The 23,709-nt window shown below is 54.8% G+C and carries 22 protein-coding genes; 10 read left to right on the top strand and 12 right to left on the bottom strand.

The genetic code is table 11. From position 1 onward, the window contains the following. Position 1 precedes the first annotated feature (1 nt). From ACORNT_RS05725 to ACORNT_RS05715, 3 genes are read right to left on the bottom strand one after another with little or no spacing between them, the layout of a single operon-like run. Complete coding sequence (locus tag ACORNT_RS05725; protein ID WP_321396603.1) at positions 2-1,081, bottom strand: enoyl-CoA hydratase/isomerase family protein; 1,080 nt, start codon at positions 1,079-1,081, stop codon at positions 2-4. 8 nt (positions 1,082-1,089) lie between these two features. Beyond that, complete coding sequence (locus ACORNT_RS05720) at positions 1,090-2,232, bottom strand: isobutyryl-CoA dehydrogenase (RefSeq protein ID WP_321396600.1); 1,143 nt, start codon at positions 2,230-2,232, stop codon at positions 1,090-1,092. A 34-nt stretch (positions 2,233-2,266) separates the two neighbouring features. Continuing rightward, positions 2,267-3,763 (bottom strand): CoA-acylating methylmalonate-semialdehyde dehydrogenase, encoded by a 1,497-nt coding sequence (locus ACORNT_RS05715; protein ID WP_321396598.1) that lies wholly within the window; start codon positions 3,761-3,763, stop codon positions 2,267-2,269. 158 nt (positions 3,764-3,921) lie between these two features. On the opposite strand from ACORNT_RS05715, the gene ACORNT_RS05710 reads away from it, so the two are divergent. After that, complete coding sequence (locus ACORNT_RS05710; protein WP_321396595.1) at positions 3,922-4,833, top strand: LysR family transcriptional regulator; 912 nt, start codon at positions 3,922-3,924, stop codon at positions 4,831-4,833. On the opposite strand, the gene ACORNT_RS05705 is transcribed toward ACORNT_RS05710, so the two are convergent. From ACORNT_RS05705 to bioB, 3 genes are read right to left on the bottom strand one after another with little or no spacing between them, the layout of a single operon-like run. Beyond that, the gene (locus tag ACORNT_RS05705) at positions 4,830-6,611 is read right to left on the bottom strand and encodes an aminopeptidase P family protein (protein ID WP_321396592.1); all 1,782 of its coding nucleotides are present in this window, start codon (positions 6,609-6,611) and stop codon (positions 4,830-4,832) included. The genes ACORNT_RS05710 and ACORNT_RS05705 overlap by 4 nt on opposite strands. A gap of 32 nt (positions 6,612-6,643) precedes the next feature. Beyond that, positions 6,644-7,933: an adenosylmethionine--8-amino-7-oxononanoate transaminase gene (locus ACORNT_RS05700; RefSeq protein ID WP_321396590.1), complete on the bottom strand. Its 1,290-nt coding sequence runs from the start codon at positions 7,931-7,933 to the stop codon at positions 6,644-6,646. After that, positions 7,933-8,934: a biotin synthase BioB gene (bioB, locus tag ACORNT_RS05695; protein ID WP_324292367.1), complete on the bottom strand. Its 1,002-nt coding sequence runs from the start codon at positions 8,932-8,934 to the stop codon at positions 7,933-7,935. Before bioB ends, ACORNT_RS05700 begins: the two co-directional genes overlap by 1 nt. 196 nt (positions 8,935-9,130) lie before the next feature. On the opposite strand from bioB, the gene bioF reads away from it, so the two are divergent. The 3 genes from bioF (at position 9,131) to ACORNT_RS05680 (ending at position 11,385) form a co-directional block, all read left to right on the top strand. Next, positions 9,131-10,303: an 8-amino-7-oxononanoate synthase gene (bioF, locus tag ACORNT_RS05690; protein WP_321396587.1), complete on the top strand. Its 1,173-nt coding sequence runs from the start codon at positions 9,131-9,133 to the stop codon at positions 10,301-10,303. Beyond that, positions 10,300-10,938, top strand: a complete 639-nt coding sequence (gene bioD / locus ACORNT_RS05685) for a dethiobiotin synthase (RefSeq protein ID WP_321396584.1) — start codon at positions 10,300-10,302, stop codon at positions 10,936-10,938. The genes bioF and bioD overlap by 4 nt, the downstream gene beginning before the upstream one ends. A gap of 153 nt (positions 10,939-11,091) precedes the next feature. Beyond that, positions 11,092-11,385: a hypothetical protein gene (locus ACORNT_RS05680; RefSeq protein WP_321396581.1), complete on the top strand. Its 294-nt coding sequence runs from the start codon at positions 11,092-11,094 to the stop codon at positions 11,383-11,385. Between the two features lie 170 nt (positions 11,386-11,555). On the opposite strand, the gene ACORNT_RS05675 is transcribed toward ACORNT_RS05680, so the two are convergent. The 3 genes from ACORNT_RS05675 to ACORNT_RS05665 all read right to left on the bottom strand — a co-directional run bounded on the left by ACORNT_RS05675 (position 11,556) and on the right by ACORNT_RS05665 (position 14,091). After that, positions 11,556-12,290, bottom strand: a complete 735-nt coding sequence (locus ACORNT_RS05675) for a cytochrome c biogenesis CcdA family protein (protein WP_420717521.1) — start codon at positions 12,288-12,290, stop codon at positions 11,556-11,558. A gap of 83 nt (positions 12,291-12,373) precedes the next feature. Continuing rightward, positions 12,374-13,165: a TIGR02186 family protein gene (locus ACORNT_RS05670; protein ID WP_321396575.1), complete on the bottom strand. Its 792-nt coding sequence runs from the start codon at positions 13,163-13,165 to the stop codon at positions 12,374-12,376. Continuing rightward, positions 13,162-14,091, bottom strand: coding sequence for a sulfite exporter TauE/SafE family protein (locus ACORNT_RS05665; RefSeq protein WP_321396573.1), 930 nt, complete (start codon positions 14,089-14,091; stop codon positions 13,162-13,164). The genes ACORNT_RS05670 and ACORNT_RS05665 overlap by 4 nt, the downstream gene beginning before the upstream one ends. Positions 14,092-14,354: 263 nt before the next feature. On the opposite strand from ACORNT_RS05665, the gene ACORNT_RS05660 reads away from it, so the two are divergent. The 6 genes from ACORNT_RS05660 to ACORNT_RS05635 all read left to right on the top strand — a co-directional run bounded on the left by ACORNT_RS05660 (position 14,355) and on the right by ACORNT_RS05635 (position 21,656). After that, positions 14,355-14,771: a MerR family DNA-binding transcriptional regulator gene (locus ACORNT_RS05660; protein ID WP_321396571.1), complete on the top strand. Its 417-nt coding sequence runs from the start codon at positions 14,355-14,357 to the stop codon at positions 14,769-14,771. Continuing rightward, a complete protein-coding gene (locus ACORNT_RS05655; RefSeq protein ID WP_321396568.1) occupies positions 14,764-16,554 on the top strand; it encodes an acyl-CoA dehydrogenase C-terminal domain-containing protein in 1,791 nt (596 codons plus the stop codon). Before ACORNT_RS05660 ends, ACORNT_RS05655 begins: the two co-directional genes overlap by 8 nt. Before the next feature lie 31 nt (positions 16,555-16,585). Further along, entirely contained in the window at positions 16,586-17,791 is a 1,206-nt protein-coding gene (locus ACORNT_RS05650) for an acetyl-CoA C-acetyltransferase (RefSeq protein WP_321396565.1), read from the top strand. A gap of 13 nt (positions 17,792-17,804) precedes the next feature. Beyond that, entirely contained in the window at positions 17,805-19,958 is a 2,154-nt protein-coding gene (locus ACORNT_RS05645; protein WP_321396562.1) for a 3-hydroxyacyl-CoA dehydrogenase NAD-binding domain-containing protein, read from the top strand. A 162-nt stretch (positions 19,959-20,120) separates the two neighbouring features. Then, positions 20,121-20,705 (top strand): YceI family protein, encoded by a 585-nt coding sequence (locus ACORNT_RS05640; protein ID WP_321396559.1) that lies wholly within the window; start codon positions 20,121-20,123, stop codon positions 20,703-20,705. Positions 20,706-20,756: 51 nt separating this feature from the next. After that, the gene (locus ACORNT_RS05635; protein WP_321396556.1) at positions 20,757-21,656 is read left to right on the top strand and encodes a DUF481 domain-containing protein; all 900 of its coding nucleotides are present in this window, start codon (positions 20,757-20,759) and stop codon (positions 21,654-21,656) included. Between the two features lie 4 nt (positions 21,657-21,660). Here ACORNT_RS05635 and ACORNT_RS05630 read toward each other — a convergent pair whose 3' ends face one another. The 3 genes from ACORNT_RS05630 to msrP are packed head-to-tail and all read right to left on the bottom strand — an operon-like array spanning position 21,661 to position 23,678. Next, positions 21,661-22,080 carry a secondary thiamine-phosphate synthase enzyme YjbQ gene (locus tag ACORNT_RS05630; RefSeq protein ID WP_321396553.1) on the bottom strand — a complete coding sequence of 140 codons (420 nt, stop codon included), beginning with the start codon at positions 22,078-22,080 and terminating at the stop codon, positions 21,661-21,663. Positions 22,081-22,090: 10 nt separating this feature from the next. Further along, positions 22,091-22,714 carry a protein-methionine-sulfoxide reductase heme-binding subunit MsrQ gene (locus tag ACORNT_RS05625; protein WP_321396550.1) on the bottom strand — a complete coding sequence of 208 codons (624 nt, stop codon included), beginning with the start codon at positions 22,712-22,714 and terminating at the stop codon, positions 22,091-22,093. Between the two features lies 1 nt (position 22,715). Then, positions 22,716-23,678, bottom strand: a complete 963-nt coding sequence (gene msrP / locus ACORNT_RS05620) for a protein-methionine-sulfoxide reductase catalytic subunit MsrP (RefSeq protein ID WP_420717548.1) — start codon at positions 23,676-23,678, stop codon at positions 22,716-22,718. Between the last annotated feature and the right edge of the window lie 31 nt (positions 23,679-23,709).

The following is a 23,709-nucleotide window of genomic DNA, read 5'->3' as shown; positions in this document are numbered from 1 at the left end:
TTTAATCTCCCGGATTGTTAAATTTTTGCAGGTTGAGTTCCCGGTCGCCCAGGGGTTCGAAATGTTTCATCACATCTTCTTCACACACCTCCCGAAGCGACGCCGGCGACCATTTCGGTGAATTATCCCGGTCGATCAGAACCGCCCGGATTCCCTCAAAGAAGTCGCTTTGGTACGTCACCAGGTGATTGACCAGACGATATTCCATCCGCATGCAGTCATCAAATGCCTTGCCGGCGCCCTGCAAAAGCTGCTGCAGGGTGACCTTCAGGCTGGTCGGCGACATTCTCTGGAGTGTCGCCAGCGTTTCACCGGCCCAGGGATGGTCGATGGCTTCGAGATGGTCGCAAATATACTCCAGCGTCTGTTCCCCAAAGGCGGCATCAATCAGGTCCCGGAATTCGTCCAGCGGCACTTCACCGGCATCCTCCGCAAAGCGCGCAATAATGCCGTCCACGTCATCAGCGGAGGATAGTGCCGCCGCCGCCAGTTCCACTTTCAGCGCCTCAAGCCTGTCGGTCGGCACGAAAGCCGTACCGATGCCGGTGTAAAGACAATCCGCCGCCCTGAGACGCGCACCGGTCAGCCCGATGTAATATCCGAGCCTGCCCGGCAGCCGGGGCAGAAAATAACTTCCCCCCACATCGGGGACCAGTCCAATGCCGGTTTCCGGCATTGCGAACATTGTTTTTTCCGTTACGATGCAATGCGAGCCATGCACAGAAATGCCAACCCCGCCCCCCATGGTGATCCCGTCGAGGAAGGAAATATAGGGCTTGGGAAAATGAAAAATCCGGGCGTTCATCTGATATTCGGTGGCAAAGAACTCTTCGGCCGGCCCACTGTTATCCGGGCCGTTTTCCGCCAGGGTTCTGACATCGCCACCGGCACAGAATGCTTTCTCTCCGGCCCCCTCTACCACTACCGCGGCAATATTGTCATCCGTTGCCCACAGATCCAGTTGCTTATTCATCCGGGCGCACATGTCGGTGCTCAGGGCATTCAGGGCCTTGGGCCGGTTCAGCAGAACACAGCCCAGCCGCCCCTTCACTTCAAACAATATTTCCGATTCGCTATTCATGATGTTTCCTAACGTTCCGCCATCAGCTGACGTGAAATAATCAGGCGCATAACCTCGTTGGTCCCTTCCAGTATCTGATGCACCCTGACGTCACGCAGGAAGCGCTCCAGCGGATAGTCATTCAGGTAACCGTAGCCGCCATGCAGCTGCAGGGCTTCGTTGACCACTTTAAAACCGGTATCTGTGGCCAGACGTTTGGCCATGGCGGCAAATTTTGTCGCGTCCGGCGCCCCTTCACTCACCTTCTGTGCTGCCTTGTGCAGCAGCAGCCGGGCGGCTTCAAGTTCCGTTGCCATATCGGCTACCCGGAACTGCAGGGCCTGGAATGTGTCAAGGCTGCGACCGAACTGCTTGCGGTCGCCCATATAGGTGAGACTCAGATCGAGACAGGCCTGGGCGGCGCCAAGCGAACAGGCGCCGATATTCAGCCGGCCGCCGTCAAGCCCCTTCATGGCAAAGGTAAAACCCTGCCCTTCCTGACCGAGCAAATTTTCCGCCGGCACCCGGCAATCCTCGAAGATTACCATGCTGGTGGGCTGGCTGTTCCAGCCCATTTTCTTTTCCCGGGCGCCGAAGCTCAAGCCTTCCGTGCCCTTTTCAACCACAATGGCGCTAATGCCCCTGGGGCCGTCTTCGCCGGTCCGTACCATCACCACATAGATATCCGAGAATCCACCGCCGGAGATAAACGCCTTGGTGCCGTTGAGCACATAATGATCACCGTCCCGCACCGCCCTGGTCTTCAGGGAGGCCGCATCGGACCCGGCCCCGGGTTCGGTCAGGCAGTAACTGCCGACAAGTTCCATGGTGGTCAGCCGGGGGCAGAATTTTTGCCTTGTTTCCTCGGCCCCGAATGTGTCAATCATCCAGGTGACCATGTTGTGAATGGTCAGGTAGGCGGCCGTGGAGGTACAGCCCTTGGACAGTTCCTCGAAAATAATCGCCGCATCAAGCCGGTCAAGATCGGACCCGCCCACATCCTCGCGGGTGTAGATACCGGCCAGACCAAGCTCTGCCGCCATACGCAGCTTGTCGACCGGAAAATGATGATCCCGGTCCCAGTCTGCGGCATGGGGCGCCAGTTCATTCTGGGCAAATTCGCGGGCCATATCCTGCATGGCCCGCTGTTCTTCGGTTAAATAAAAGTCCATAATCCGATCCCTCGTTTTGTCAGAGTCTAGACGATTATTTCAGTGTGGGAATAGAAAAATCCGCGGCGATGGCACTTTCGGGCCAGCGGGATGTAACGGTTTTTACCTTGGTGTAAAACCGCACGGCTTCCATGCCATACTGATTGTGGTCGCCAAAGGCTGACTGTTTCCAGCCGCCGAAGCTATGGAAAGCCAGCGGCACGGGAATCGGCACATTGATACCGACCATGCCGACCTCGACCTTGTCCGCGTAAGTCCGGGCGGCCGCCCCGTTGCTGGTGAAGATGGAAGTGCCGTTGCCATATTCATGATCGGAGGCCAGCGCCATGCCTTCTTCGAAGGACTGAACCCGAACCAGCTGCAACACCGGGCCAAAGATTTCGTCCTGATAGGATTTCATGTCCGGTTTAACACGATCAAACAGGCTGCCGCCGAGGAAGAAGCCGTTTTCATGTCCCGGCAGGGTGAAACCACGGCCGTCAACCACCAGCTCTGCGCCTTCGTCCACACCCATCTGGATGTAATTCATGACTTTCTGGCGGTGTTCGGCAGTCACCAGCGGGCCCATCTCCAGATTTTTCTCCAGGCTTGCACCGATCTTCAGGGCCTCGACCCGTGGTTTGAGCATTTCAACCAGACGGTCAGCCACTTCATCCCCGACACAGACACCGACGGAAATAGCCATGCAGCGCTCGCCGGCTGAACCATACGCCGCGCCCATCAGCGCGTTGGCAACACCCTCAAGATCCGCATCCGGCATAATCAGCATATGGTTCTTGGCACCGCCCATGGCCTGGCACCGCTTGCCGTTCGCCGTCGCTTTGCTGTAAACATATTTTGCGATAGGGGTGGAACCGACAAAACTTACCGCCTTGACGCGCACGTCATCCAGCAGACAGTCCACAGCTTCCTTGTCCCCGTTGACAACATTGAACACCCCTTTCGGTCCACCGGCTTCGAGAAACAGTTCCGCCAGACGCATCGGACAACCCGGATCTTTTTCGGAAGGTTTCAGCACAACGGTGTTCCCGGTTACAATCGCCATACAGGACATCCACAGGGGAATCATGGCCGGGAAGTTGAAGGGTGTAATACCTGCCACAACACCGAGCGGCTTGCGCATGCTGAAAATATCGATCCCGCCGGCTGCATTGTCAGAAAAGTCACCTTTCTGCAGATGCGGAATACCGCTGGCAAACTCCGCTACTTCGATACCGCGAAGAACGGACCCCATGGCATCCTCGATCACCTTGCCGTGTTCCCGGGCAACAAGCCCGGCCAGTTCCGGCTGGTGTTGGTACAGAAGCTGGGTAAAACGGGTCATAATGCGGGAGCGCTGCACAACTGATGTGCCTGACCAGCCGGGGAAAGCCGCCTGGGCAGCCGCAATGGCTTCTCCCACTTCGGCAGTAGTTGCCAGCGGTGTTTTGGCAGACACTTCACCTGTGCTCGGATTGAAAACATCCTGAAAACGGCCGCTGCGGCCGGCTACATGCTCACCATTGACGTAATGTGTATATTCCTTGACCATTCTGTATCTCCAGATTGAATGCCGCGCCGCTCTCCTTGCCTCTCGACCAGGGAACGGTCCCGAATTTATAAATCCGGATCAGTTTAATGGAGACAATTTTGCATATCTATAGTATATTATTCACACTTGTTCTGCATTTATGCACAATAGGACGATGGATGTATAACTGGAACGACCTGAAATATTTTCTGGAATTATCCCGCCGCGGCAAACTTGTGGAAGCAGCCCGGAAACTTCATGTGGATCACACCACAGTCAGTCGCCGGATCACGGCCCTGGAAGAGGCCCTGAATGCCCGGCTGTTTGACAAGTCCCCGCGCGGATACCAGCTGACCGATGCCGGTCTGAGGCTCCTGCCTCTGGCCGAACAGATGGAATCCCAGTCCACAACCCTGTATCAGTCCATATCCGGCAAGGACGCCAGCTTTTCCGGCACGGTCCGCCTGGCGGCCCCCGAGGCCATGGGAATCAATATCATTGCCCCGAACATGGGCAGATTCCGCGAGAAATACCCGGACATAGAACTTGAGCTGGTGGCAGAAACCAGACAGACCAGCCTGTCAAAACGGGAAGCCGATATTGCCATCACTCTGGCCCGGCCGGTGTCGGGCAGACTTGTGGCCTGGAAACTGTGTGACTATCGGCTCAGGTTATACGGGGCGCCCTCCTATCTTGAAAAACACCCTGCCATAAGGACGGTAGATGATCTGTCCGATCACCAGTTTATTGGCTATATCGACGATCTTATTCAGATGCCGGAACTCAGGTTCATGGATGAACTGCTTAAAAATCCCCGGATCATTTTCAGAAGCTCGAACGTCATGGCTCAATATAAAGCCGCGCTGCAGGGGGTGGGACTGGCAATAATTCACTGTTTTATGGCAACCAACGAGCCCGGGCTCGTTCCCATCCTGTCAGATGAAATTTCCGTCGGCCGGCAATATTGGCTGATGGTGCATGAAGACCTGCACAAGGTGGCGCGCATTGACGCAGTCTGCAAATTCCTGACCGATCTTTTCCGGCAGAACCAGCACCTGATGCTGGGCGAAACCGGCCAGACTATATTCTAAAGCACCATAAGAGATTCCGTCGCCCGCATCAGCCATTCCCTTTCCTTGCCGGTCAGGTGCGGCCCGACAATTTCGCGGACCTGGGCGTGATAGATATTAAACCAGGTAATCTCCGCAGTCGTCATCATGTAAGCATTGATCAGACGTTTGTCGATCGGCACATGAGTCAGGGTTTCAAAGCTCAGCATCGGCCTTTCTTCCTCGTCAAAACGCCGCTCGCGAACCAGAATCAGATTTTCAATCCTGATTCCATATTCACCCTCTTTATAATAGCCGGGTTCATTGGACAGGATCATGCCCTGTTCCAGCGGCACCCCGAAACCAAGCCGGGAAATACTTTGCGGTCCTTCATGAACCCCAAGGTAACTGCCGACGCCGTGACCGGTGCCATGATCGTAATCAAGTCCCACATCCCATAACGGTTTACGGGCCAGACTGTCCAGATGTGCGCCGGACCTGCCATGCGGGAACCGGGCCTGAGCAAGGGCGATATGGCCTTTCAAGACCCGCGTGAACCTGTCTTTCTGTTCTTCCGTCGGTGTTCCGATACAGACTGTACGAGTAATATCTGTGGTGCCGTCAAGATACTGGCCGCCGCTATCCACCAGATAAAGCATGTCCGGCTCCAGTGTACGGCTGCTGTCCGGTGTAACCCGGTAATGAACGATCGCGCCGTTAGGGCCGGCACCGGAAATGGTATCAAAACTTGTATCCCTGAACAGGTCCTGCTCCTCTCGGAAAGAGAGCAGTTTTTCCGCAGCAGCCGCTTCGTCGATGCTCCCCTTCGGTCCTGCCGTGTCCAGCCAGGCGAGGAATTTACAGACGGCAACTGCGTCCCGGTTATGGGCGGCGCGGGTGCCCTTGATTTCCACGTCATTCTTCATGGCTTTCGGCAGGAGACAGGGATCCTGTCCCTCGACAATGACGGCGCCGGCCTTGTCAAGCAGCTCAAATACCGCTGCATGGGAACGCTTGGGATCGACAAGAACCCTTTTCTTTTTCAGTTTAACCAAGCCAGCCGGAAAAACGGATTTAGACGTCAGTTTAACGCTGTCCCCGAGGAAGGCCTTCAGTTCCTTGTTCACCTTGCCCGGGTCAATATAAAGGGTCGCAGAACCATCGGCAAACAGGATGGCGTAGCTGGATACCAGCGGCGTGTGAGCCACATCCCTGCCGCGAATATTAAACAGCCAGGCAATACTGTCGAGAAGTGTCAGAACAGCCGCATCAGCGCCCTTGCTTTTTATATCAGCACCAATCCTCTCCCGTTTATGGAGAGAGTCTTCCCCGGAATATTCGATCGGATGCGCGACGGCCGGCGCATCTGAATCGGCCGGGCGGTCCTGCCAGACCTGATCAATGGGATTATCGTCCAGCGGCACAAACAGCGCGCCCTTTTCAGACAGTTTTTCAGAAACCTTGCCGATCCACTCCCTGGTGTGCAGCCAGGGGTCATATCCAATGCGATCGCCCTTGCCGACCCTGTCCACGAGCCAGTCTTCCATTTTATCTTCATAAAGATTGAGCGGTGTGAACTGGTTCCTGTCTGTCTGCTGGCGGACCTGCAGGGTATAACGGCCATCCACATAGATCGCACCTTCAGACAGAGTCAGAACGGCTTCACCGGCAGATCCCGTGAAGCCGGTCAGCCACGCAAGCCTCTCGGCATTGGCTGGTGTATATTCATTCTGATGTTCGTCCGCATGGGGAACGACAAATCCCTGAAGTCCCAGGTCACGCAATTGCTGTCTGAGTGAAAGTAAACGACCCTTAGTCATGCCTTGTCTCAATAAATTTTCAACCGTTCAATTTAAGAACATCTATTAAGAACATTGTCTATGGCTTCTGTCAATGCCGAGATATCGGCACCTTCCATGCTAAAGGCGGGTGTGACGTAAACCACATCACCGAAAGGTCGCACCCAGACGCCCTCTTTGACAAATTCCTCCCGCAGGACTGCGGGGTTTTCGATTTTTTCCATCTGAATAACCGCGATGGCGCCCCTGACCCGGACATCAACCACACCCGGCTTTTCCCGGAACTGGGCAAAACTCTGGGTCAGATGGCCCTCAATCTTTTTAACCCGCTCCAGAACAGGCTCTTCCTCGAAAATATCGAGGGAGGCATTGGCGGCAGCACAGGCCAGAGGATTGGCCATATAGGTCGGTCCGTGCATAAAGGCCTTGTCAGGATCCTCGGAGAGAAACGCTTCATACACCCGGTCTGTCGCCACGGTCGCCGCCATGGCGACGGTTCCGGCAGTCAAAGCCTTGCCGAGACATATAATATCGGGCACGACACCGGCCTGCTCGCAGGCAAACATGGTGCCTGTCCGGCCGAAGCCGGTGAAGATCTCGTCCAGGATAAACAGAACATCTGCCTTCCGGCAGGCGTCGGCAATGCCTTTGAGTATTTCCGGGCTATGGAATTTCATACCACCGGCGCCCTGGACCAGCGGTTCCATGATCACACCGGCGATGGTTTCCCTGTTTTCCCGGAGAAAGCTTTCAAGACCCTCCAGGTCTTCCGGGGTTTCCGGCAGGGACAGGATATATTGCTGCTGAAGATATCCTCCAAAAGCCTTGTGCATGCCGTCATCGCTATCGCTCACCGACATGGCGGCGGAGGTATCGCCGTGATAGCCGGCCTTGAAGCTGGCAAATCGTGCGCGCCCCTCAACACCCTGATTAAGCCAGAACTGCACAGCCATCTTGAGGGCGATCTCGACCGATACCGAGCCTGATTCCGAAAAGAACACATGATTGAGATCCCCGGGCAATAGATCCGCCAGGCGCCGGGACAGGTCCAGCGCCCCCTCATGCACGAGCCCGCCCAGCATGACATGGGACATGCTGTCGATCTGAGTCTTCATTTTTTCTTTCATTTTCGGGTGATTATACCCGTGGCAGGCGGTCCACCAGCTTGCGATCCCGTCCAGAAGTTTCCGCCCGTCCGCCAGTTCCAGATATACACCGTCGGTCCCCACAACCGGAAGCGCATCCGGCGCTGTCTTCATCTGGGTATAAGGCAGCCAGATATTATCATACCCCTCCCGATACCATTCCGGCAGGTCCGATGGTCTTTGTTTTTTTTCCGACATTATTTGCCTTCTGGCTGAATACCAAGGCGGCCGAACAGTTCCATATCCTGATTCTGAATCGGGTTTGGTGTTGTCAGCAGTTTCTCACCGTAAAAAATGCTGTTGGCCCCAGCCATGAAACACAGCGCCTGCATTTCATCATTCATTTCCTCGCGTCCCGCGCTGAGGCGAACGTAAGACGCCGGCATCAGAATCCGGGCCACGGCGATGGTACGGACAAAATCAAACGGGTCCATCTTGCCGCCGCCGAACAGGGGTGTGCCTTCGACCTGGACCAGCATATTGATCGGCACACTGCCCGGATGCTGCGGCAGATTGGCCAGGGTCTGCAGCATGCCTGCCCGGTCCTCACGGCTCTCGCCCATACCGACAATGCCGCCGCTGCAGACATTGATCCCGGCGCCGCGCACCCGTTCCAGTGTATCGAGCCGGTCTTCATAGGACCGGGTCGTGATGATCTCTTTATAATATTCCGGGGAGCTGTCCACATTATGGTTATAATAGTCCAGCCCCGCCTGCTTAAGCTGAGACACCTGCTCCTCGTCCAGCATACCCAGCGTTACACAGGTTTCCATGCCAAGATCCTTGACCCCCTTGATCATAGCCACTACCGCGTCCATGTCCCGGTCTTTGGGGCTACGCCAGGCAGCCCCCATGCAGTAACGGGTCGCCCCGGCTTCCCTGGCCTTTTTTGCTTTTTCGACCACTTCCTGAACAGCCATCAGCTTGCTGGCATCCACCTCAGTCTGGTACCTCGCCGACTGGGGACAATATTTACAGTCTTCAGGACAGCCGCCGGTCTTGATGCTGCACAGCTGGCTCAGCTGCACCCGGTTTGGGTCAAAATATTTCCGGTGAATAGTCTGGGCTTCAAACAGCAGGTCCATGAACGGCATATTGAAGTATTCCAGAATTTCCCGTTTGGTCCAGTTGTGACGGAATCCGTCCGCATAGGCATTTTCATAGGAAATTTCGGGGGATACTTCGCGAGCTTCACTCATTTGATACCTGCTTCCAAGCTGTGTTCAACGGACCGGCCACCCAGGGCCGGGATTATTTACCGGTATGGCCGCACATTCCCTTTCCTGCCCTAAAAAGTCAAGCAAATTACGACAATAACTTTACTCACCAGTAACATTGACTATAGTCTCCGGCGGGCCAATTATGCCCTGTAACATAAAAGCAGGTAAAGAGCTTATGAAGTCGCTGGAAAAATTCGTTTCTACAAAACTGGACAAACTTGAGCAGGCAGGCCTGCGCCGGAGGCTTGTCACTACCACCAGACTGGACAACGGTCATGCCCTCCGGAACGGCAGGGAGTTAATCTCCTTCTGCTGCAACGACTATCTCAATATGAGTCAGCATCCGGATGTCAAACAGGCGGCAATCGAAGCCATTCATGAATATGGCGTTGGCGCCGGCGCCTCGCGACTGATCACCGGGAACCATCCCCTGCTCGAGGAACTGGAAGCAAAGCTTGCCCGCCTCAAGGGCACGGAAGCCGCCTGCGTTTTCAGCTCGGGCTATATGGCCAATATCGGCATCATCCCCAGCCTCGTCGGCCCGGAGGATGTTATTTTTGCGGATGAACTCAGCCACAATTGTCTGCTGGCCGGCAGCCAGTTAAGTGGGGCAAAGCTGATCATATTTCCACATAACAACCTCGACCGTCTGGAAGACCTGATCAGGCAAAACCGGGCGGAACACCGGTACGCCATGGTCCTGACCGACGGTGTGTTCAGCATGGATGGCGACCTGGCGCCTTTGCCGGAGCTGAGTGATCTGGCCCGCCATCATGACTGCTGGCTGTTGTCCGACGACGCTCACGGTGTCGGCGTAATCGGTGAAGGACGCGGCAGCAGCTTCTGCTTCGACAGAAAACCGGACATCCCCCTGCAAATGGGCACCCTGTCCAAGGCCATCGGCAGCTTCGGCGGTTATCTTTGTGCCAGCCAGGCGGTGGTCGACTTCATGAAGACAAGGGCCAGAAGCCTGATTTACACCACCGGCTCGCCGCCGGCCAGTATTGCTGCCGCCATCAAGGCACTGGATCTCATCGAAAACGACCGCGACTATTGCGACCGTCCGATGTATAATGCGCGGTTGTTTGCCCGGGAAGCCGGCCTGCCTGAACCGCAAAGCCCGATTATTCCCGTGATCACAGGAGACAGCGGCAGAACAATGCACCTTGCAGCTATACTGGAAGAGCTTGGATTTCTTGTCACCGGCATCCGCCCGCCAACAGTGCCGGAGGGCGCTGCCCGGTTGCGTATTACCTTCAGTGCCGCCCACCGGGAGGAAGACGTCCTTGCCCTTGTCGACGCCCTCAGGAAGATCGGCGCTCTTGAAACAAAAGGATCCGATGAATGAGCCGCATTATATTTGTCACAGGAACAGGCACAGGCATCGGCAAAACACATGTCACCTGCCAGGCCATTAAAAACAGAAAGAAAGCCGGTTTCAGGGTGAATGCCCTCAAACCTGTCATCAGCGGTTTCGATCCCGAAAACGCTGCCGACAGCGATACTGGATTGCTGCTTGAGGCTCTTGACCGTGACATCACTGACGAAACCATAAACGCTATTTCTCCGTGGCGATTTGAAGCCCCGCTTTCTCCGGACCAGGCTGCCGAGGCGGAAGGACGTTCCCTCAACATTGAAGAGCTTGTCGATTTCTGCACATCCGCCTGCACCGCGGATTACGATTATCATTTTATAGAAGGCGTCGGCGGCCTGATGGTTCCCCTGAATGCCACCCATACCGTGCTGGACTGGATCAAAGCCCTGAAATGCGATATCTGGCTGGTGGCGGGCACTTACCTGGGCAGCTTAAGTCACACCCTTTCAGTCTGCGATGTACTCGACCATCATAATCTCAGTCTCTCACAACTGATTCTCTCCGAATCGGAAGATAATTCAGTCGGGTTGCAGAAAACAGCCGCTACCCTGCAAGGTTTTTTACCCGAAATCTCAATAAATTCACTACAACGTGAAATTAACGAATAAATCACTTTCCCAAAGTGCCCGATAGGCAGAATTTGCAAGTCCGGCAAAATCTGTCCGGCATCTTTTGGTTCCGACTTCAGCTTCCCGGCGGATTCACTAGAATAAAAAACTGGCACGTAGCTTGCTTCTCTAAATAGGTAAGGAGATGCAACTATGACGATGAATAATATTGTTTCAGATGGAACGAAAGATGTAACCCCTTCTTCCATAAGGTCAATGACAAATTTACTAGTAGAAATGGAAAAAATTGGAATCGACGCGGAACCTTTTTTTATCCTGGCAGCCAGGGAATTTGAAAATATATACAGAGAGAGCGCGGAAGAAAACGCCCACTATTTATATGTAAGTGCAATTAATGAAAATGATACAGATAATATCTATATCTGGCGGAAAATTTATCACTACATTTCCGATAACTCACAGAATTCACTCAGGAATATACATTAGTTTCCTCTTGCATATGCAATGCAATAGATTCTATAATTTGCAAATATATTTGGAAGTTTAAAGATCCCTTGAAGGATCATTCCGGTGATCCTTCATCTGCCTGACTGCCTCGGCACCTCTATCAAGAGTCTGCCGAGGCTTTTTTTTGCGCACACTCATAGAGGGTACGACTAACCTATTTCGGCCAGCCAGGGGAACCATTCCAGAAGGTTGTTCCCGAAGGTCTGCAACAGACCGAAGAAAATCGCCGCGCCGGTCAGGATCAGCAGGGCGCCGATCAGGATTTCAATCAGACGAAAATAATTGCGGAATTTTCCCGAAAACTGCAGAAACCGGTTCACCGACAGGGCCGCCAGAACAAACGGTATCCCCAGTCCGAGGGAATACACGATCAGCAGGGAGACGCCGGTACCGAACGTTTGCTGGCCAGCCGCCAGGGTCAGTATTGTCCCGAGGATGGGGCCTATGCAGGGTGTCCAGCCAAAAGCAAAGGCAAGACCCATAACATAGGCGCCAATAATCCCGGCCGGGGTATCCCGGGTATGGAATCGCGCTTCCCGGTACAAAAAGCCGATCCTGACGATCCCGGTAAAATGCAGCCCGAGCATGATGATCAGCCCACCGGATATTTTCGAAAAGATATGCAGATGCTCAAGAAGGAACGGCTGAAGACTGGAGGCCCCAGCCCCAAGCAGGACAAAGACTGTCGAGAAACCAAACACAAATGCCAGTGCACCGGACAAAACATCCGTCACCGGTACCTTGTCGCCCTCCCGCAAATCATTCAGGGAACTTCCGGTCACATAGGACACATAGGCCGGCACCAAGGGCAGCACGCAGGGCGACAGAAAACTGAAGATACCGCCCAGCAACGCGGCAAAATATGTAACTTCCAAAGACTCCATAGCGAAAGTTTTAACGTCCTGCCGCAATATAGCAAGTAGCTTGAAAATCAGAAATTCGTGAACAGGATGATAGTTTTCTCAAATCAGCTGACTTTTCTGGAAAAAACGCCGCCCAGCCAGCCGGCAAAGAGTGCCACCCAGATGGCCACGAGACCATAGGCGGCAGGCTTCTGGTATGCAAAATTGTAAATCGCCCGCTCTAACCCCACCTTGTCAACTTGCAGATCCCGGGTCCGACTCAGGAGAACATCTCCCTGGCGAACAAGATAAACCGTCGCCTTATAATCCCCCACAGGCATGTTAGCCGGAAAATACATACGCGCCCAGAACAGGATGCCTTCACGCAATTTGATGTTACCGAATTCTTCCTTATAGAGGCCCTTTTCCTTCATATTCCGGATAAAGCCGTCCTGATACCCCTGTCTTTCTTCAGGACCGAGCTCTTCTGTGAGGCTGAGAACAATATTGTCCAGGCCGATTCCATGACGGGCACGGACCTCGGGGGAAATAATATCGTCGAGATGCCGGGTGGTTCCCAGGGCGTAATAGCCCGGCACACCCGAAAGTTCTTGCCGTCCCTTGTTGACCCAGATGCCGCTGACACGTTCTTTCCGGCGAACGGTCATGCCCTTGCGTTCGCTCGTGATCACGACAATCATGTCATAATCCATGCCCTCTACCACAATGCCGTGTCCCCCATCCTCTTGCGGGATAGCTGCATCCACAGCACCAAACACCATAAGATCAGTGCCGGTGAAACGCACGTTGATCTCGATGACATCTTCCGAAAGATCCGTCACCAGGCGCTCGGCATGCGCGCCCGGCGGTGACGCAAGAATGAAAAGAACGCTCAGGATCGCATGGAAATTCCTCAATGTCCCGTTCCTTCCTCTGTAGAAAAAACGGCATAAAGTTCTTCCGGCTCCAGCACCAGGTCAAAACCCATCTTGCAACAGACAACTAACACAAGGAGGGCAAGCAGAATGCGCAATTGCTCGCCACGCAACCTCGCCCCGAAACGAGCCCCGATGGGGGCGCCAATCACCGCCCCGATGAGAGAGATCAGGGCAAGCACAATATCGACCGTCTGGGTGTTAACGGAATGCAGGAAAGTCACCGCGGCAGTTACAAAAGTAATCTGGAACAGGCTTGTGCCGATCACCACATTGATCGGCATGTTCAACAGATAAATCATGGCCGGAACCATAATAAAGCCGCCGCCAACCCCCATGGTCGCTGCCAGAACCCCGACCAGGGCGCCGATCGCCAGCGGCAGCAGGACGCTGATATACATCTTTGATTTGCGGAATCTCATCTTGAAGGGAAGCGCGTCCACCCAGCTTCTCTGCCGACGCTTCGGCTTGATTTTTTCACCCCGGTGCTGGCGGATCAGGGCGCCGATGCTTTCCATCATCATGAGCCCCCCAACACCGCCCAGAAAGATCACATAGGCGATGGAGATCATCAAATCCACCTGACCGGATTCCTTCAGCAGGGTGAAGAGAAACGCGCCAACATAGGACCCAACCGCCCCACCGGCAATCAGGACAAACCCCATTTTATAGTCCACACCGCCCCTTTTGGCGTGGGCCAATGCACCCGACACTGACGCTGCCGTGATCTGGTTGGCGCCTGTCGCCACCGCCACCGCCGGCGGTATTCCGGCAAAGATAAGCAGCGGCGTCATCAGGAAACCACCGCCGACCCCGAACATACCTGACAGAAAACCGACACCTCCGCCCATAGCCAACAAAACAAATATGTTGATTGATAACTCGGCAATGGGCAGGTAGATCTGCATGTGATATACTGTTCAGGTTTGAAGTATAGGGAACATCAGGATAATTCCTGAATTTTTATATTATCCAAATCCTAAACAATAATTACCTTGTTTTATAGTGAATTCTTCAGTGTTTCGTGTTTTTTAGAAGCGAATATCTTCTTCGGAAAAATTAAAACGACCGTTTCATTTTATGTTGACCTTTACGTAAACGTCAACTATGATCCCGACCATCTTATTTTCCTGAGTCGAGAAAATCGACAATGAAACACCGGAACAGTTTTATGACGAAAAAAAAGCGAACATATAGCATTTCCGAGCTGTCCGAAGAATTCGGCATCACACCGCGGACGTTGCGCTTTTATGAGGACCAGAAACTCATTTCGCCAAAGCGGGACGGACAGACACGCATTTATTCCACAGCAGACCGGGCCCGCCTGGCCTGGATTCTCCGCGGGAAACGAGTCGGCTTCAGCATTGCGGAAATGGGCGAAGTGCTCGACATGCATTATCAGGAAGGCGGAAAAGTCAAACAAAGCCAGATAACCCTGGAAGCCTGCCGCCAACGAATCAAAAGCCTGGAACAGCAGAAAAAAGATATCGACGAAACCATCGAAGAACTGAACAATATCATCCTGTCTGTCGAAAACTGGATGATGGAACAAAATATTTCGAACGTAGGAGACCGCGAACATGCCTAGGTATAATGCCCCTGTAGAAGACATGAAATTTCTCATGCACGATTATCTGAACCTGCAGCAGTACAACAACCTGCCCTGTTTTCAGGAAGCAACACCGGACATGATCGACGCCATTCTGGAAGAAGCGGCCAAACTGACGGAAAATGTTTTCTTCCCCATCAACCAGTCCGGCGATGAGGAAGGTTGCAGCTGGAATGACGGCGTTGTAACAACACCGAAAGGATTCAAGGAAGCCTATGCACAGTATGTGGAAGGCGGCTGGCAGGGACTGTCCGGCACCCCCGAATACGGCGGACAGGGAATGCCGCAGATTCTGGGTCTGGCCCTCAGCGAGATGATGATCTCCTCCAACTGGGGCTTCGCCATGTATTCCGGCCTGACCAAGGGCGCCACCGAAACCATCCTGCATTGGGGCAGCAAGGAACAGAAAGACACTTACCTTCCTAAAATGCTGACCGGGGAATGGGCTGCCACCATGAACCTGACCGAGCCCCATTGCGGCACCGACCTCGGCATGCTGCGGACCAAGGCGGAAGCCCAGGCCGACGGCACCTATAAAATTTCCGGCACCAAGATTTTCATTTCCGCCGGCGAACATGACCTGACCGACAATATCATTCACCTGGTTCTCGCCCGCATTTCAGGCGCTCCGGAAGGCACCAAGGGCATCAGCCTGTTTATCGTACCCAAATTCATGGTCAATGAAGACGGCAGCCTCGGCGAACGCAACGGTGTTTCCTGCGGCTCTATCGAGCACAAAATGGGCATCCATTCCAACGCCACCTGCGTGCTCAATTATGATGACGCCACAGGATATCTGATCGGTGAGGAAAACAAAGGCATGCGGGCCATGTTCACCATGATGAACGAAGCGCGGCTCGGCGTCGGACTGCAGGGTCTGGGAATTGCCGAAGTGGCGCAGCAGAATGCGGTCGATTACGCAAAGGACCGTATCCAGGGCCGCTCCCTGACAGGCCCGAAAAACCCGGATGCCAAGGCGGACCCGATCATTGTTCACCCGGACGTGCGACGCATGCTGATGACCAACAGGGCCTTTATCGAGGGTGCCCGGGCGTTTGCCATGTGGGCCGGTATTCAGCTTGATATGGCCATTCATCACCCGGACGAAAAAGTGCGTGAACAGGCCGAGGATATGATGGCGCTGATGACTCCGGTGATCAAATCCTACATGACCGATCAAGGCGTGGAATCCGCCAGCCGGGCCCTGCAGTGTTATGGCGGTCACGGCTATATCAAGGAATGGGGCATGGAGCAGTATCTGCGCGACAGCCGCATTGCCCCGATCTATGAAGGCACCAACGGGGTACAGGCCATGGATCTGATCGGTCGCAAACTACCGGCCAAGGGCGGTGAGCCGATCAAGGCCTATTTCGCCATGATCCAGAAATTCATCGAAGAAAACAAAGGCAACGCCGATCTGGAGAAATATATCGCGCCGCTGGAGAAATCGCTGGGCCGCCAGCAGGCCGCTACCATGTGGCTGATGCAGAACGGCATGAAAAACCCGGACAATGCCGGAGCCGCCGCTCATTATTACCTGAACCTGATGGCGCTGGTGACAATGGGTTATTTCTGGGCCGACATGGCGAAAAAGGCGATGGACATGCTGGCTGCCGGGCAAGGTGATGAGAAATTCCTGAAAAACAAGCTGGTTACAGCGGACTTTTTCTTCACCAACATGCTGCCTGAAACCTCTGCCCTGAGGGTCAAGGTGGAAGCCGGTGCGGACCCGGTTATGGCCCTGGATGCGGACGCATTCTAGAACTCACCCCGAAAGCGACAAGGATTCGAAAATGACTGAAGCCTATATTTACGATCATGTAAGAAGTCCCCGCGGCAGGGGCAAGAAGGACGGCAGCCTGCACGAGGTGACCCCGGTCAACCTGCTGTCCCAGGTATTCGCCGCCCTGAAGGACCGCAATGATTTCGACCCGGCCCTGATCGACGATGTGGTGGCCGGTTGCGTCACCGCCGTTGGCGAACAGGGTGGCAATGTCGGGCGGTTTGCCGCCTATATGGCCGGCTACGGCGATGCGGTGCCGGGCATGCATGTGAACCGCTTCTGCGCCTCTGCCCTGGTGGCGGTAAACTATGCTGCCGCCCGGGTCATGGCCGGACAGGCCGACCTCATGGTCGGTGGCGGCGTCGAAAGCATGTCACGGGTGCAGATGGGTTTTGACGGCGGGGCCTGGCTGTTCGACCCACAGGTCTCCAACAAGGTCGGCTTTGTCCTGCAGGGCATCAGCGCCGACCTGATCGCCACCAAATACGGCTTCAGTCGTGAAGAATGTGATGCCTATGCCATCCTCAGCCAGAAGCGGGCTAAAAACGCCTGGGACAACGGCTACTTCAAAAACTCGGTCGTCCCTATAAAGGACCAGATCGGCCTCACCCTGCTGGACCATGACGAATATATGCGTCCCGATACGACGATCGAAGACCTCGCCGGTCTCAAGGCGTCCTTCACAGACATGGGCGAACTTGGTTTTGACAGTGTCGCCCTGCAGAAATACCCGGAAGTGGAAGGCATGAACCATGTACATCACGCCGGCAACAGTTCCGGCATCGTCGACGGCGCCTCCGGCATGCTCATCGGCACAAAAGAGATGGGTGAAAAGCTGGGCCTCAAACCACGGGCCAAAATGATCGGTTTTGCCGATATCGGCATTGATCCCACCATCATGTTGTCCGGTCCCGGCACTTCGGCCCGCAAGGCGCTGGCCCGGGCCGGCATGACTACATCTGATATTGATGTCTGGGAAATCAACGAAGCCTTCGCCTCGGTGGTGCTGCGCTTCTGTCAGGAAATGGAGCTCGGCACGGATCAGGTCAATGTCAATGGCGGCGCCATTGCCATGGGCCATCCGCTCGGCGCCACCGGCGCCATGATCCTGGGCACTGCCCTGGATGAAATGGAGCGGGCAGACAAGAATACGGCCCTTGCGACCCTGTGTGTGGCCGGCGGCATGGCCACGGCCACCATTATCGAACGCGTGTGAGGGAGACAGGACAATGACCAATACCATCAAATATGAAGTTGATGCCGACGGCATCGCCCTGCTTGCCATTGACGTTCCCGGCAAATCCATGAATGTCATTACCCAGGACTTTATGTCCGACCTCGAGGGCCTGATCGGCAAAATCAGCAGTGACGACAACGTCAAGGGCGCCGTCATCACATCGGCCAAACCGGCAGGTTTTGTCGCCGGTGCGGACCTCTCCATGATGCTGGAAATGACCTCTGCAGTGGACAAGATCAGCCGCGAGGAACTTTTTGACAAGGCCTTTGGCCTGAGCCGCATCCTGCGCGCGCTGGAAACCTGTGGCAAACCGGTGGCTGCTGCCGTCAACGGCGTGGCCATGGGGGGCGGACTGGAAATCATCCTGGCATGTCACCACCGCGTCGTTGCCGATAATCCAAAAATCAAGCTGGCCCTGCCGGAAGTGATGGTCGGGCTTCTGCCCGGCGCCGGCGGCACCCAGCGCCTGCCTCGCCTGATGGGTATCCAGATGGCCCTGCCCTATCTGCTTCAGGGCAAGAATATGACTCCTCAGCAGGCCCTCGGCTCAGGCGTGATCCAGGAAGTGGTGCCCGCTGACCAGATCGTTGCCGCGGCAAAAAAATGGATCCTGGACGGCGGCAAGGCCGAACAGCCCTGGGACAACAAGAAGTTCAAAATTCCCGGCGGCCAGGGTGTGTACGACCCCAATATCGTGCAGACCTTCATCGGCGCACCGGCCATGACCAAAAAGGAAACCAAGGGCAAATATCCGGCCACACTGAATATCCTGTCCTGTGTCTATGAAGGCCATCAGCTGCCCATGGACAAGGCGCTTGTGGTGGAATGCAAATATTTTGCCGACCTCATCCTTGGCGATGTCGCGCCCAACATGATCCGCACCCTGTTTGTCAACAAGCAGGCGGCTGAAAAAGGCGTCCGCCGGCCCAAGGGCCAGCCGGAGATGAAAACCAAAAAACTGGGCATGCTTGGCGCCGGCATGATGGGGGCGGGCATCGCCTATGTCTCCGCCATGGCCGGCATCGAGGTGGTGCTTCTGGACATGACCCAGGAAGCCGCCGAAAAAGGCAAATCCTATAGCACGGGTCTTCTGGAAAAAGCGGTCAAGCGCAAGAAAATGAGCCAGGAAAAAGCCGACGGCATCCTCGGCCTGATCAAACCGACCACCGACTATGCCGACCTGGAAGGCTGCGACCTGATCATTGAAGCGGTACTCGAGGATGTGGATGTGAAGGCAGGTGTAACCGCCAAGACCGAGGCGGTCGTGCCGGAAAGCTGCATTTACGGCTCCAACACCTCGACCCTGCCGATCACCCAGCTGGCCAAGGCGAGCAAGCGGGAAGACCAGTTCATCGGCATTCACTTCTTCTCCCCCGTCGACAAGATGCCGCTGGTGGAAATTATTCTGGGCAAGAATACCGGCGATGTGGCCCTGGCCAAGGCCATGGACTATGTGGCCCAGATCAAGAAAACCCCGATCGTGGTCAACGACAGCCGCGGGTTCTATACCAGCCGCTGCTTCTCGACCTATGTCCAGGAAGCCGCCAACATGGTTGCCGAGGGCGTCAAACCGGCGCTGGTCGAAAACTGCGGCGCCTATTCCGGCATGGCCGTGGGACCGCTGGCCGTGGCCGACGAAGTCAGCCTGGAACTGAGCTATCATGTGGGCATGGCCACCAAAAAAGCGCTTGGCGATAACTATGTGGCTCAACCGTCTGACAAGGTGGTGGAAACCCTCTACAAGGAACTTGGACGCAAGGGCAAGAAAAACGGGCATGGTTTTTATGAATATCCGGAAGACGGCAAAAAATATCTCTGGCCGGGACTGTCCGAACATTTCCCGATCCAGGATGACCAGCCCGATCCTGAAGAAGTCACCAAACGGCTTCTGTACCGTCAGGCCATCGAGGTCATCCGCTGCCTCGAAGAAGGCGTGCTGATGGCCCCGGAAGACGCCGATATCGGCGCCATTTTCGGATGGGGATTTGCTCCCTGGACCGGCGGCCCCCTCAGCATGGTGGATACCATCGGCGTGAAAAAATTCTGTGAAGAGGCTGACAAGCTTGCCAATCGCTTCGGCCCTCACTTCACGCCGCCGGCACTGCTCAGGAAAAAAGCCGAAAAAGGCGAGAATTTTTACAGCTGATCGCCTGATCAGCATAATATTGATGCCTACTGCACAACTTCGGGCTGGAATTTATTTCCGGCCCGTTTTTTTCGCCGACACAGGAACAATTCATATCTCCTTGCAACTGGCTGCGCCGAACGTTAGATTCCGGTAATAGTCTTCAAACTCAGGGGCCGATACATGAAATTCTCCACATTACTGACCAGCGTTGTTCTTCTGTTTTCCCTGACCGGACCGGCACAGGCCGACTGGCTTCTGGAAGAAGACAACTCCCATCTCTCTTTCGGGTCGATCAAGAAAAACACCATAGGCGAAAGCAACCATTTTGCCACTGTCAACAGCCGGATTTCCGAAGCCGGAGAGATCAGCCTGACCATTGATCTGTCCTCCGTGGAGACCTGGGTGGATATCCGCAACGAACGCATTCGCGAATTCCTGTTCCATACGGGCATGTATCCGGTGGCAACTCTTGCCGGCCAGATCGACCTCGCCCAGTTCGAAGAGCTTGAAATCGGTGAAAACCAGTTGATCGAAACCAGCCTGGTTCTGGAACTGCACGGCCAGAAGAAAAATGTGGAATGCGAGCTTTTGGTGACACGCCTGGGAGAAAATCGCGCCATGATAGTTCCCCATGAACTTATTTTCCTGGATGCCGAGGATTTTGATTTACTTTCCGGGCTCAAAAAGTTACAGGAACTGGCAGGTCTGCCGTCTATCAGCACGGCAGTACCACTGAGTTTTTACCTGACCTATGTAAAAGAATAAGTATCTCATCTCCTACTCAAATACAGAAAGACACGAACAATGGAAAAATTCGTGAAGCGAATTGCATTAACTGCAGTCATGTCCTGCGCTTTCGTCGGACATCTTCAGGCTTCAGCTGAAGTCAACCCGGCCGTCATGGCCATTCTTCAACAGGCCGCGAAAACAGATAGCGGCGCCAATTTCCAGACTGTCCTTGATCTGGTTGTTGCCGCCAATCCCGAACAGACGGAAGAAATTCTGGCAGCAGCCGAGCCGTTGAGGCCTGCTCCCCCGATGGAGAATCCTGAATCTCAAAACCCCTACTTCAGCCTCCAGGGATGGGACGGCGAGGTTGACCTCAGTGTAATGACTTCGTCCGGTAACACCGACCAGCAGTCCTTTGGTATTGCTGGCAAAATGAAACGGGATAACGGAAAATATCACAGCAGAATCGGCGCTTTTTTTGACTTCAATAAAAACTCCGGCGTCAAGGACCGCCAGCGCTGGGGCCTGTCCTATAAGCTGGATTATGACTTTTCCGAACATATGTATCTGACCGGCTTCCTCGGCTATAAGAATGATCAGTTCGGTTCCTTCCGCGAGCGTGTTACAACCAGCGCCGGTGCCGGTTATCGCCTTATGGAAACAGAAGAGTATGTGTGGAATGTGGAAGGTGGTCCAACCGTGCTGTTCACCAAAAACTTCGATGGTGCAGACTATGAATCAAGTTTCAACGCCTATGCCGCCAGTGAGTTTGTCTGGAGCATCAACGAGCGCAGTGAATTCTCCAATAATAGCCAGATTGTATTTGGCGACCGAACGGTGATGGAAACCAGCAATGCCCTGAAGGTGAAAATCAACGGTGCGCTGAGCAGCAAATTCTCCTTTGATATCTCTTACGACAAGGACGCTCCGGCCGACCGTGAAACCACGGATACCATTGCCCGGGCCGGTCTTCTGTACGACTTCTAGGGAATTATTCCCCGATCACATGAAGCGCCAGGGTCCGGCTATGGGCCCGGCGCCGATGTTCGAAAATATAAATTCCCTGCCAGGTGCCAAGGGCGAAACGTCCGTCGATCACCGGCAGGGAAATCTGACTCTGGGTCAGGGCCGCCCTGATGTGGGCAGGCATATCGTCAGGGCCCTCCGCCACATGACGGAAATGGGGATCATTTTCCGGCACCAGCCGGCTGAGGAAATTATCCAGATCATAACAGACATCGGGATCGGCATTTTCCTGGATCACCAGGGAGGCCGAGGTATGTTTGATATGGGCGGTAAAAAGTCCCTCGCGGATGTCCTGTTCCGCAAGCCAGCGGGAAAGAGCACTCGTCACGTCATATAGACCGCGTCCGCCGGTCTCGAACCTGAGTTGATCTGTTGTCTGTTTCATAACAGAAACATTAGGAGAAAGAGAGCCTGTCCACAAGTCCGGGGCGATATTTACTGTACAGCCGATACCCCAGCAGCAGGGCCAGGATGGAAAGATGGATCAGCGGTTCCCTGAGGTCTGCCTTGACCATCATGATATTATGGACCACCGCCAGCACAGCGACCGGATAAACCATCCTGTGCAGCCGGGGCCAGTTTCTGCCCAGACGACGGATCATGGCCCTGGTCGACGTTACCGCCAGCGGCGTCATCAGCAGCAGCGCCAGCATGCCGAAGGTCATGGCCGGCCGCTTGATGAGATCCTGCCAAATCACCGGCCAGTCAAAGAAATGATCGAGGATCAGGTAATTACCGAGGTGCATAAGACCGTAGAAAAAGGCATAAAGCCCGAGCGGCCGGCGCCATTTGATCAGCCAGTTCTTTTTCAGGAGCTTGCGCAGAGGCGTGACCGCCAGACTCAGGAGCAATATCCGGATCGTCCAGTCCCCGGTATATTGATTGATATACTGGAATGGATTGGCGGTCAGAGCGTGGGGCTGATAGCTGAACATCAGCCAGACCTGCCAGAGCACCCAGGCAAACGGCAGCAGACAGAGGATATGCAGGACCGCCCGTAGCGGTTTCTCATATTTCATCTCAATAGAGCTTTTCCGGGTTCAGGCCCGCATACAGATGCGCCACTTCCTCGCCATAGCCGTTGAACGGCAGCGTGTCCCGGCGGAAAAATTCACCGATCCTGCGTTCCTTGGCCTGGGACCAGCGGGGATGATCCACATTGGGGTCCACATTGGCGTAAAAGCCATATTCATGGGGCGCCAGTTTCTGCCAGCTGTTAAACGGCTGCCGGTCGGTAAAGTCGATCTTGACAATGGATTTGATGGATTTGAATCCGTATTTCCATGGCACCACCAGCCGGATCGGCGCGCCGTTCTGGTTGGGCAGTACTTCGCCATATAGTCCCACCGCCATCAGCGTCAGCGGATTTATAGCCTCGGCCATGGTCAGGCCCTCCACATAGGGCCAGTCTATCACCCGGCGGCGCTGGCCCGGCATCTGTTCCTTGTCCACCAGGGTCTCGAACCGTACGTATTTCGCTTTCGAGGTGGGTGAAAAGCGCTCGATCAGATCAGCCAGCGGAATGCCCACCCAAGGGATGACCATGGACCAGGCCTCGACACAGCGGAACCGATAGATACGATCCTCCAACCGGCTGTTTTTAATCAGGTCGTCCACGTCATAGATGCCCGGCTTGTCCACATGGCCGCCGACCTCCACCGTCCAGGGGCGGGGTTGCAGGGTGTGAGCGTTCTTTGCCGGATCATCCTTGCCGGTGCCGAACTCATAAAAATTGTTATAGGTGGTCACGGCCTGATAGGGCGTGAGTTTCTCTCCCGGAGCAAAATTCTGCCGCGCCTCGAGATTGGCAAACTGTTTGCCCCGCTCCATCGTCTGTGCGCCAGTCGGTACAAGGCTGGCGGCCCCGGCCATCAGGCCGAGGCGGGAGGCATCGCGAATGAAATCCCGCCGCGAGAAATAGTCCCGCTGTGACGTGGTTTCATTTTCCGTGACATCGTAAGGTTTCGGGCTTTTGATCAACATAATATTTTTACGGTCCATGCTTGGTTACGGA

It is taken from the genome of Emcibacter sp., from assembly GCF_963675455.1.
In the GTDB taxonomy this organism is placed as follows: domain Bacteria; phylum Pseudomonadota; class Alphaproteobacteria; order Sphingomonadales; family Emcibacteraceae; genus Emcibacter.
Note: the sequence above shows the minus strand (reverse complement) of the source record. Positions and strands in the feature narration are given on the sequence as shown.

Excerpts from the sequence above, each read along its gene's own strand:
- ACORNT_RS05660 (WP_321396571.1), top strand. The coding sequence starts at position 14,355 with ATGACGAAAAAAAAGCGAACATATAGCATTTCCGAGCTGTCCGAAGAA.
- bioF (WP_321396587.1), top strand. The coding sequence starts at position 9,131 with ATGAAGTCGCTGGAAAAATTCGTTTCTACAAAACTGGACAAACTTGAG.
- ACORNT_RS05630 (WP_321396553.1), bottom strand. The coding sequence starts at position 22,080 with ATGAAACAGACAACAGATCAACTCAGGTTCGAGACCGGCGGACGCGGT.
- ACORNT_RS05710 (WP_321396595.1), top strand. The coding sequence starts at position 3,922 with ATGTATAACTGGAACGACCTGAAATATTTTCTGGAATTATCCCGCCGC.
- ACORNT_RS05720 (WP_321396600.1), bottom strand. The coding sequence starts at position 2,232 with ATGGACTTTTATTTAACCGAAGAACAGCGGGCCATGCAGGATATGGCC.
- ACORNT_RS05680 (WP_321396581.1), top strand. The coding sequence starts at position 11,092 with ATGACGATGAATAATATTGTTTCAGATGGAACGAAAGATGTAACCCCT.
- ACORNT_RS05655 (WP_321396568.1), top strand. The coding sequence starts at position 14,764 with ATGCCTAGGTATAATGCCCCTGTAGAAGACATGAAATTTCTCATGCAC.
- bioB (WP_324292367.1), bottom strand. The coding sequence starts at position 8,934 with ATGAGTGAAGCTCGCGAAGTATCCCCCGAAATTTCCTATGAAAATGCC.
- msrP (WP_420717548.1), bottom strand. The coding sequence starts at position 23,678 with ATGTTGATCAAAAGCCCGAAACCTTACGATGTCACGGAAAATGAAACC.
- ACORNT_RS05675 (WP_420717521.1), bottom strand. The coding sequence starts at position 12,290 with ATGGAGTCTTTGGAAGTTACATATTTTGCCGCGTTGCTGGGCGGTATC.
- ACORNT_RS05645 (WP_321396562.1), top strand. The coding sequence starts at position 17,805 with ATGACCAATACCATCAAATATGAAGTTGATGCCGACGGCATCGCCCTG.
- bioD (WP_321396584.1), top strand. The coding sequence starts at position 10,300 with ATGAGCCGCATTATATTTGTCACAGGAACAGGCACAGGCATCGGCAAA.
- ACORNT_RS05625 (WP_321396550.1), bottom strand. The coding sequence starts at position 22,714 with ATGAAATATGAGAAACCGCTACGGGCGGTCCTGCATATCCTCTGTCTG.
- ACORNT_RS05650 (WP_321396565.1), top strand. The coding sequence starts at position 16,586 with ATGACTGAAGCCTATATTTACGATCATGTAAGAAGTCCCCGCGGCAGG.
- ACORNT_RS05665 (WP_321396573.1), bottom strand. The coding sequence starts at position 14,091 with ATGCAGATCTACCTGCCCATTGCCGAGTTATCAATCAACATATTTGTT.
- ACORNT_RS05705 (WP_321396592.1), bottom strand. The coding sequence starts at position 6,611 with ATGACTAAGGGTCGTTTACTTTCACTCAGACAGCAATTGCGTGACCTG.
- ACORNT_RS05715 (WP_321396598.1), bottom strand. The coding sequence starts at position 3,763 with ATGGTCAAGGAATATACACATTACGTCAATGGTGAGCATGTAGCCGGC.
- ACORNT_RS05725 (WP_321396603.1), bottom strand. The coding sequence starts at position 1,081 with ATGAATAGCGAATCGGAAATATTGTTTGAAGTGAAGGGGCGGCTGGGC.
- ACORNT_RS05640 (WP_321396559.1), top strand. The coding sequence starts at position 20,121 with ATGAAATTCTCCACATTACTGACCAGCGTTGTTCTTCTGTTTTCCCTG.
- ACORNT_RS05700 (WP_321396590.1), bottom strand. The coding sequence starts at position 7,933 with ATGTCGGAAAAAAAACAAAGACCATCGGACCTGCCGGAATGGTATCGG.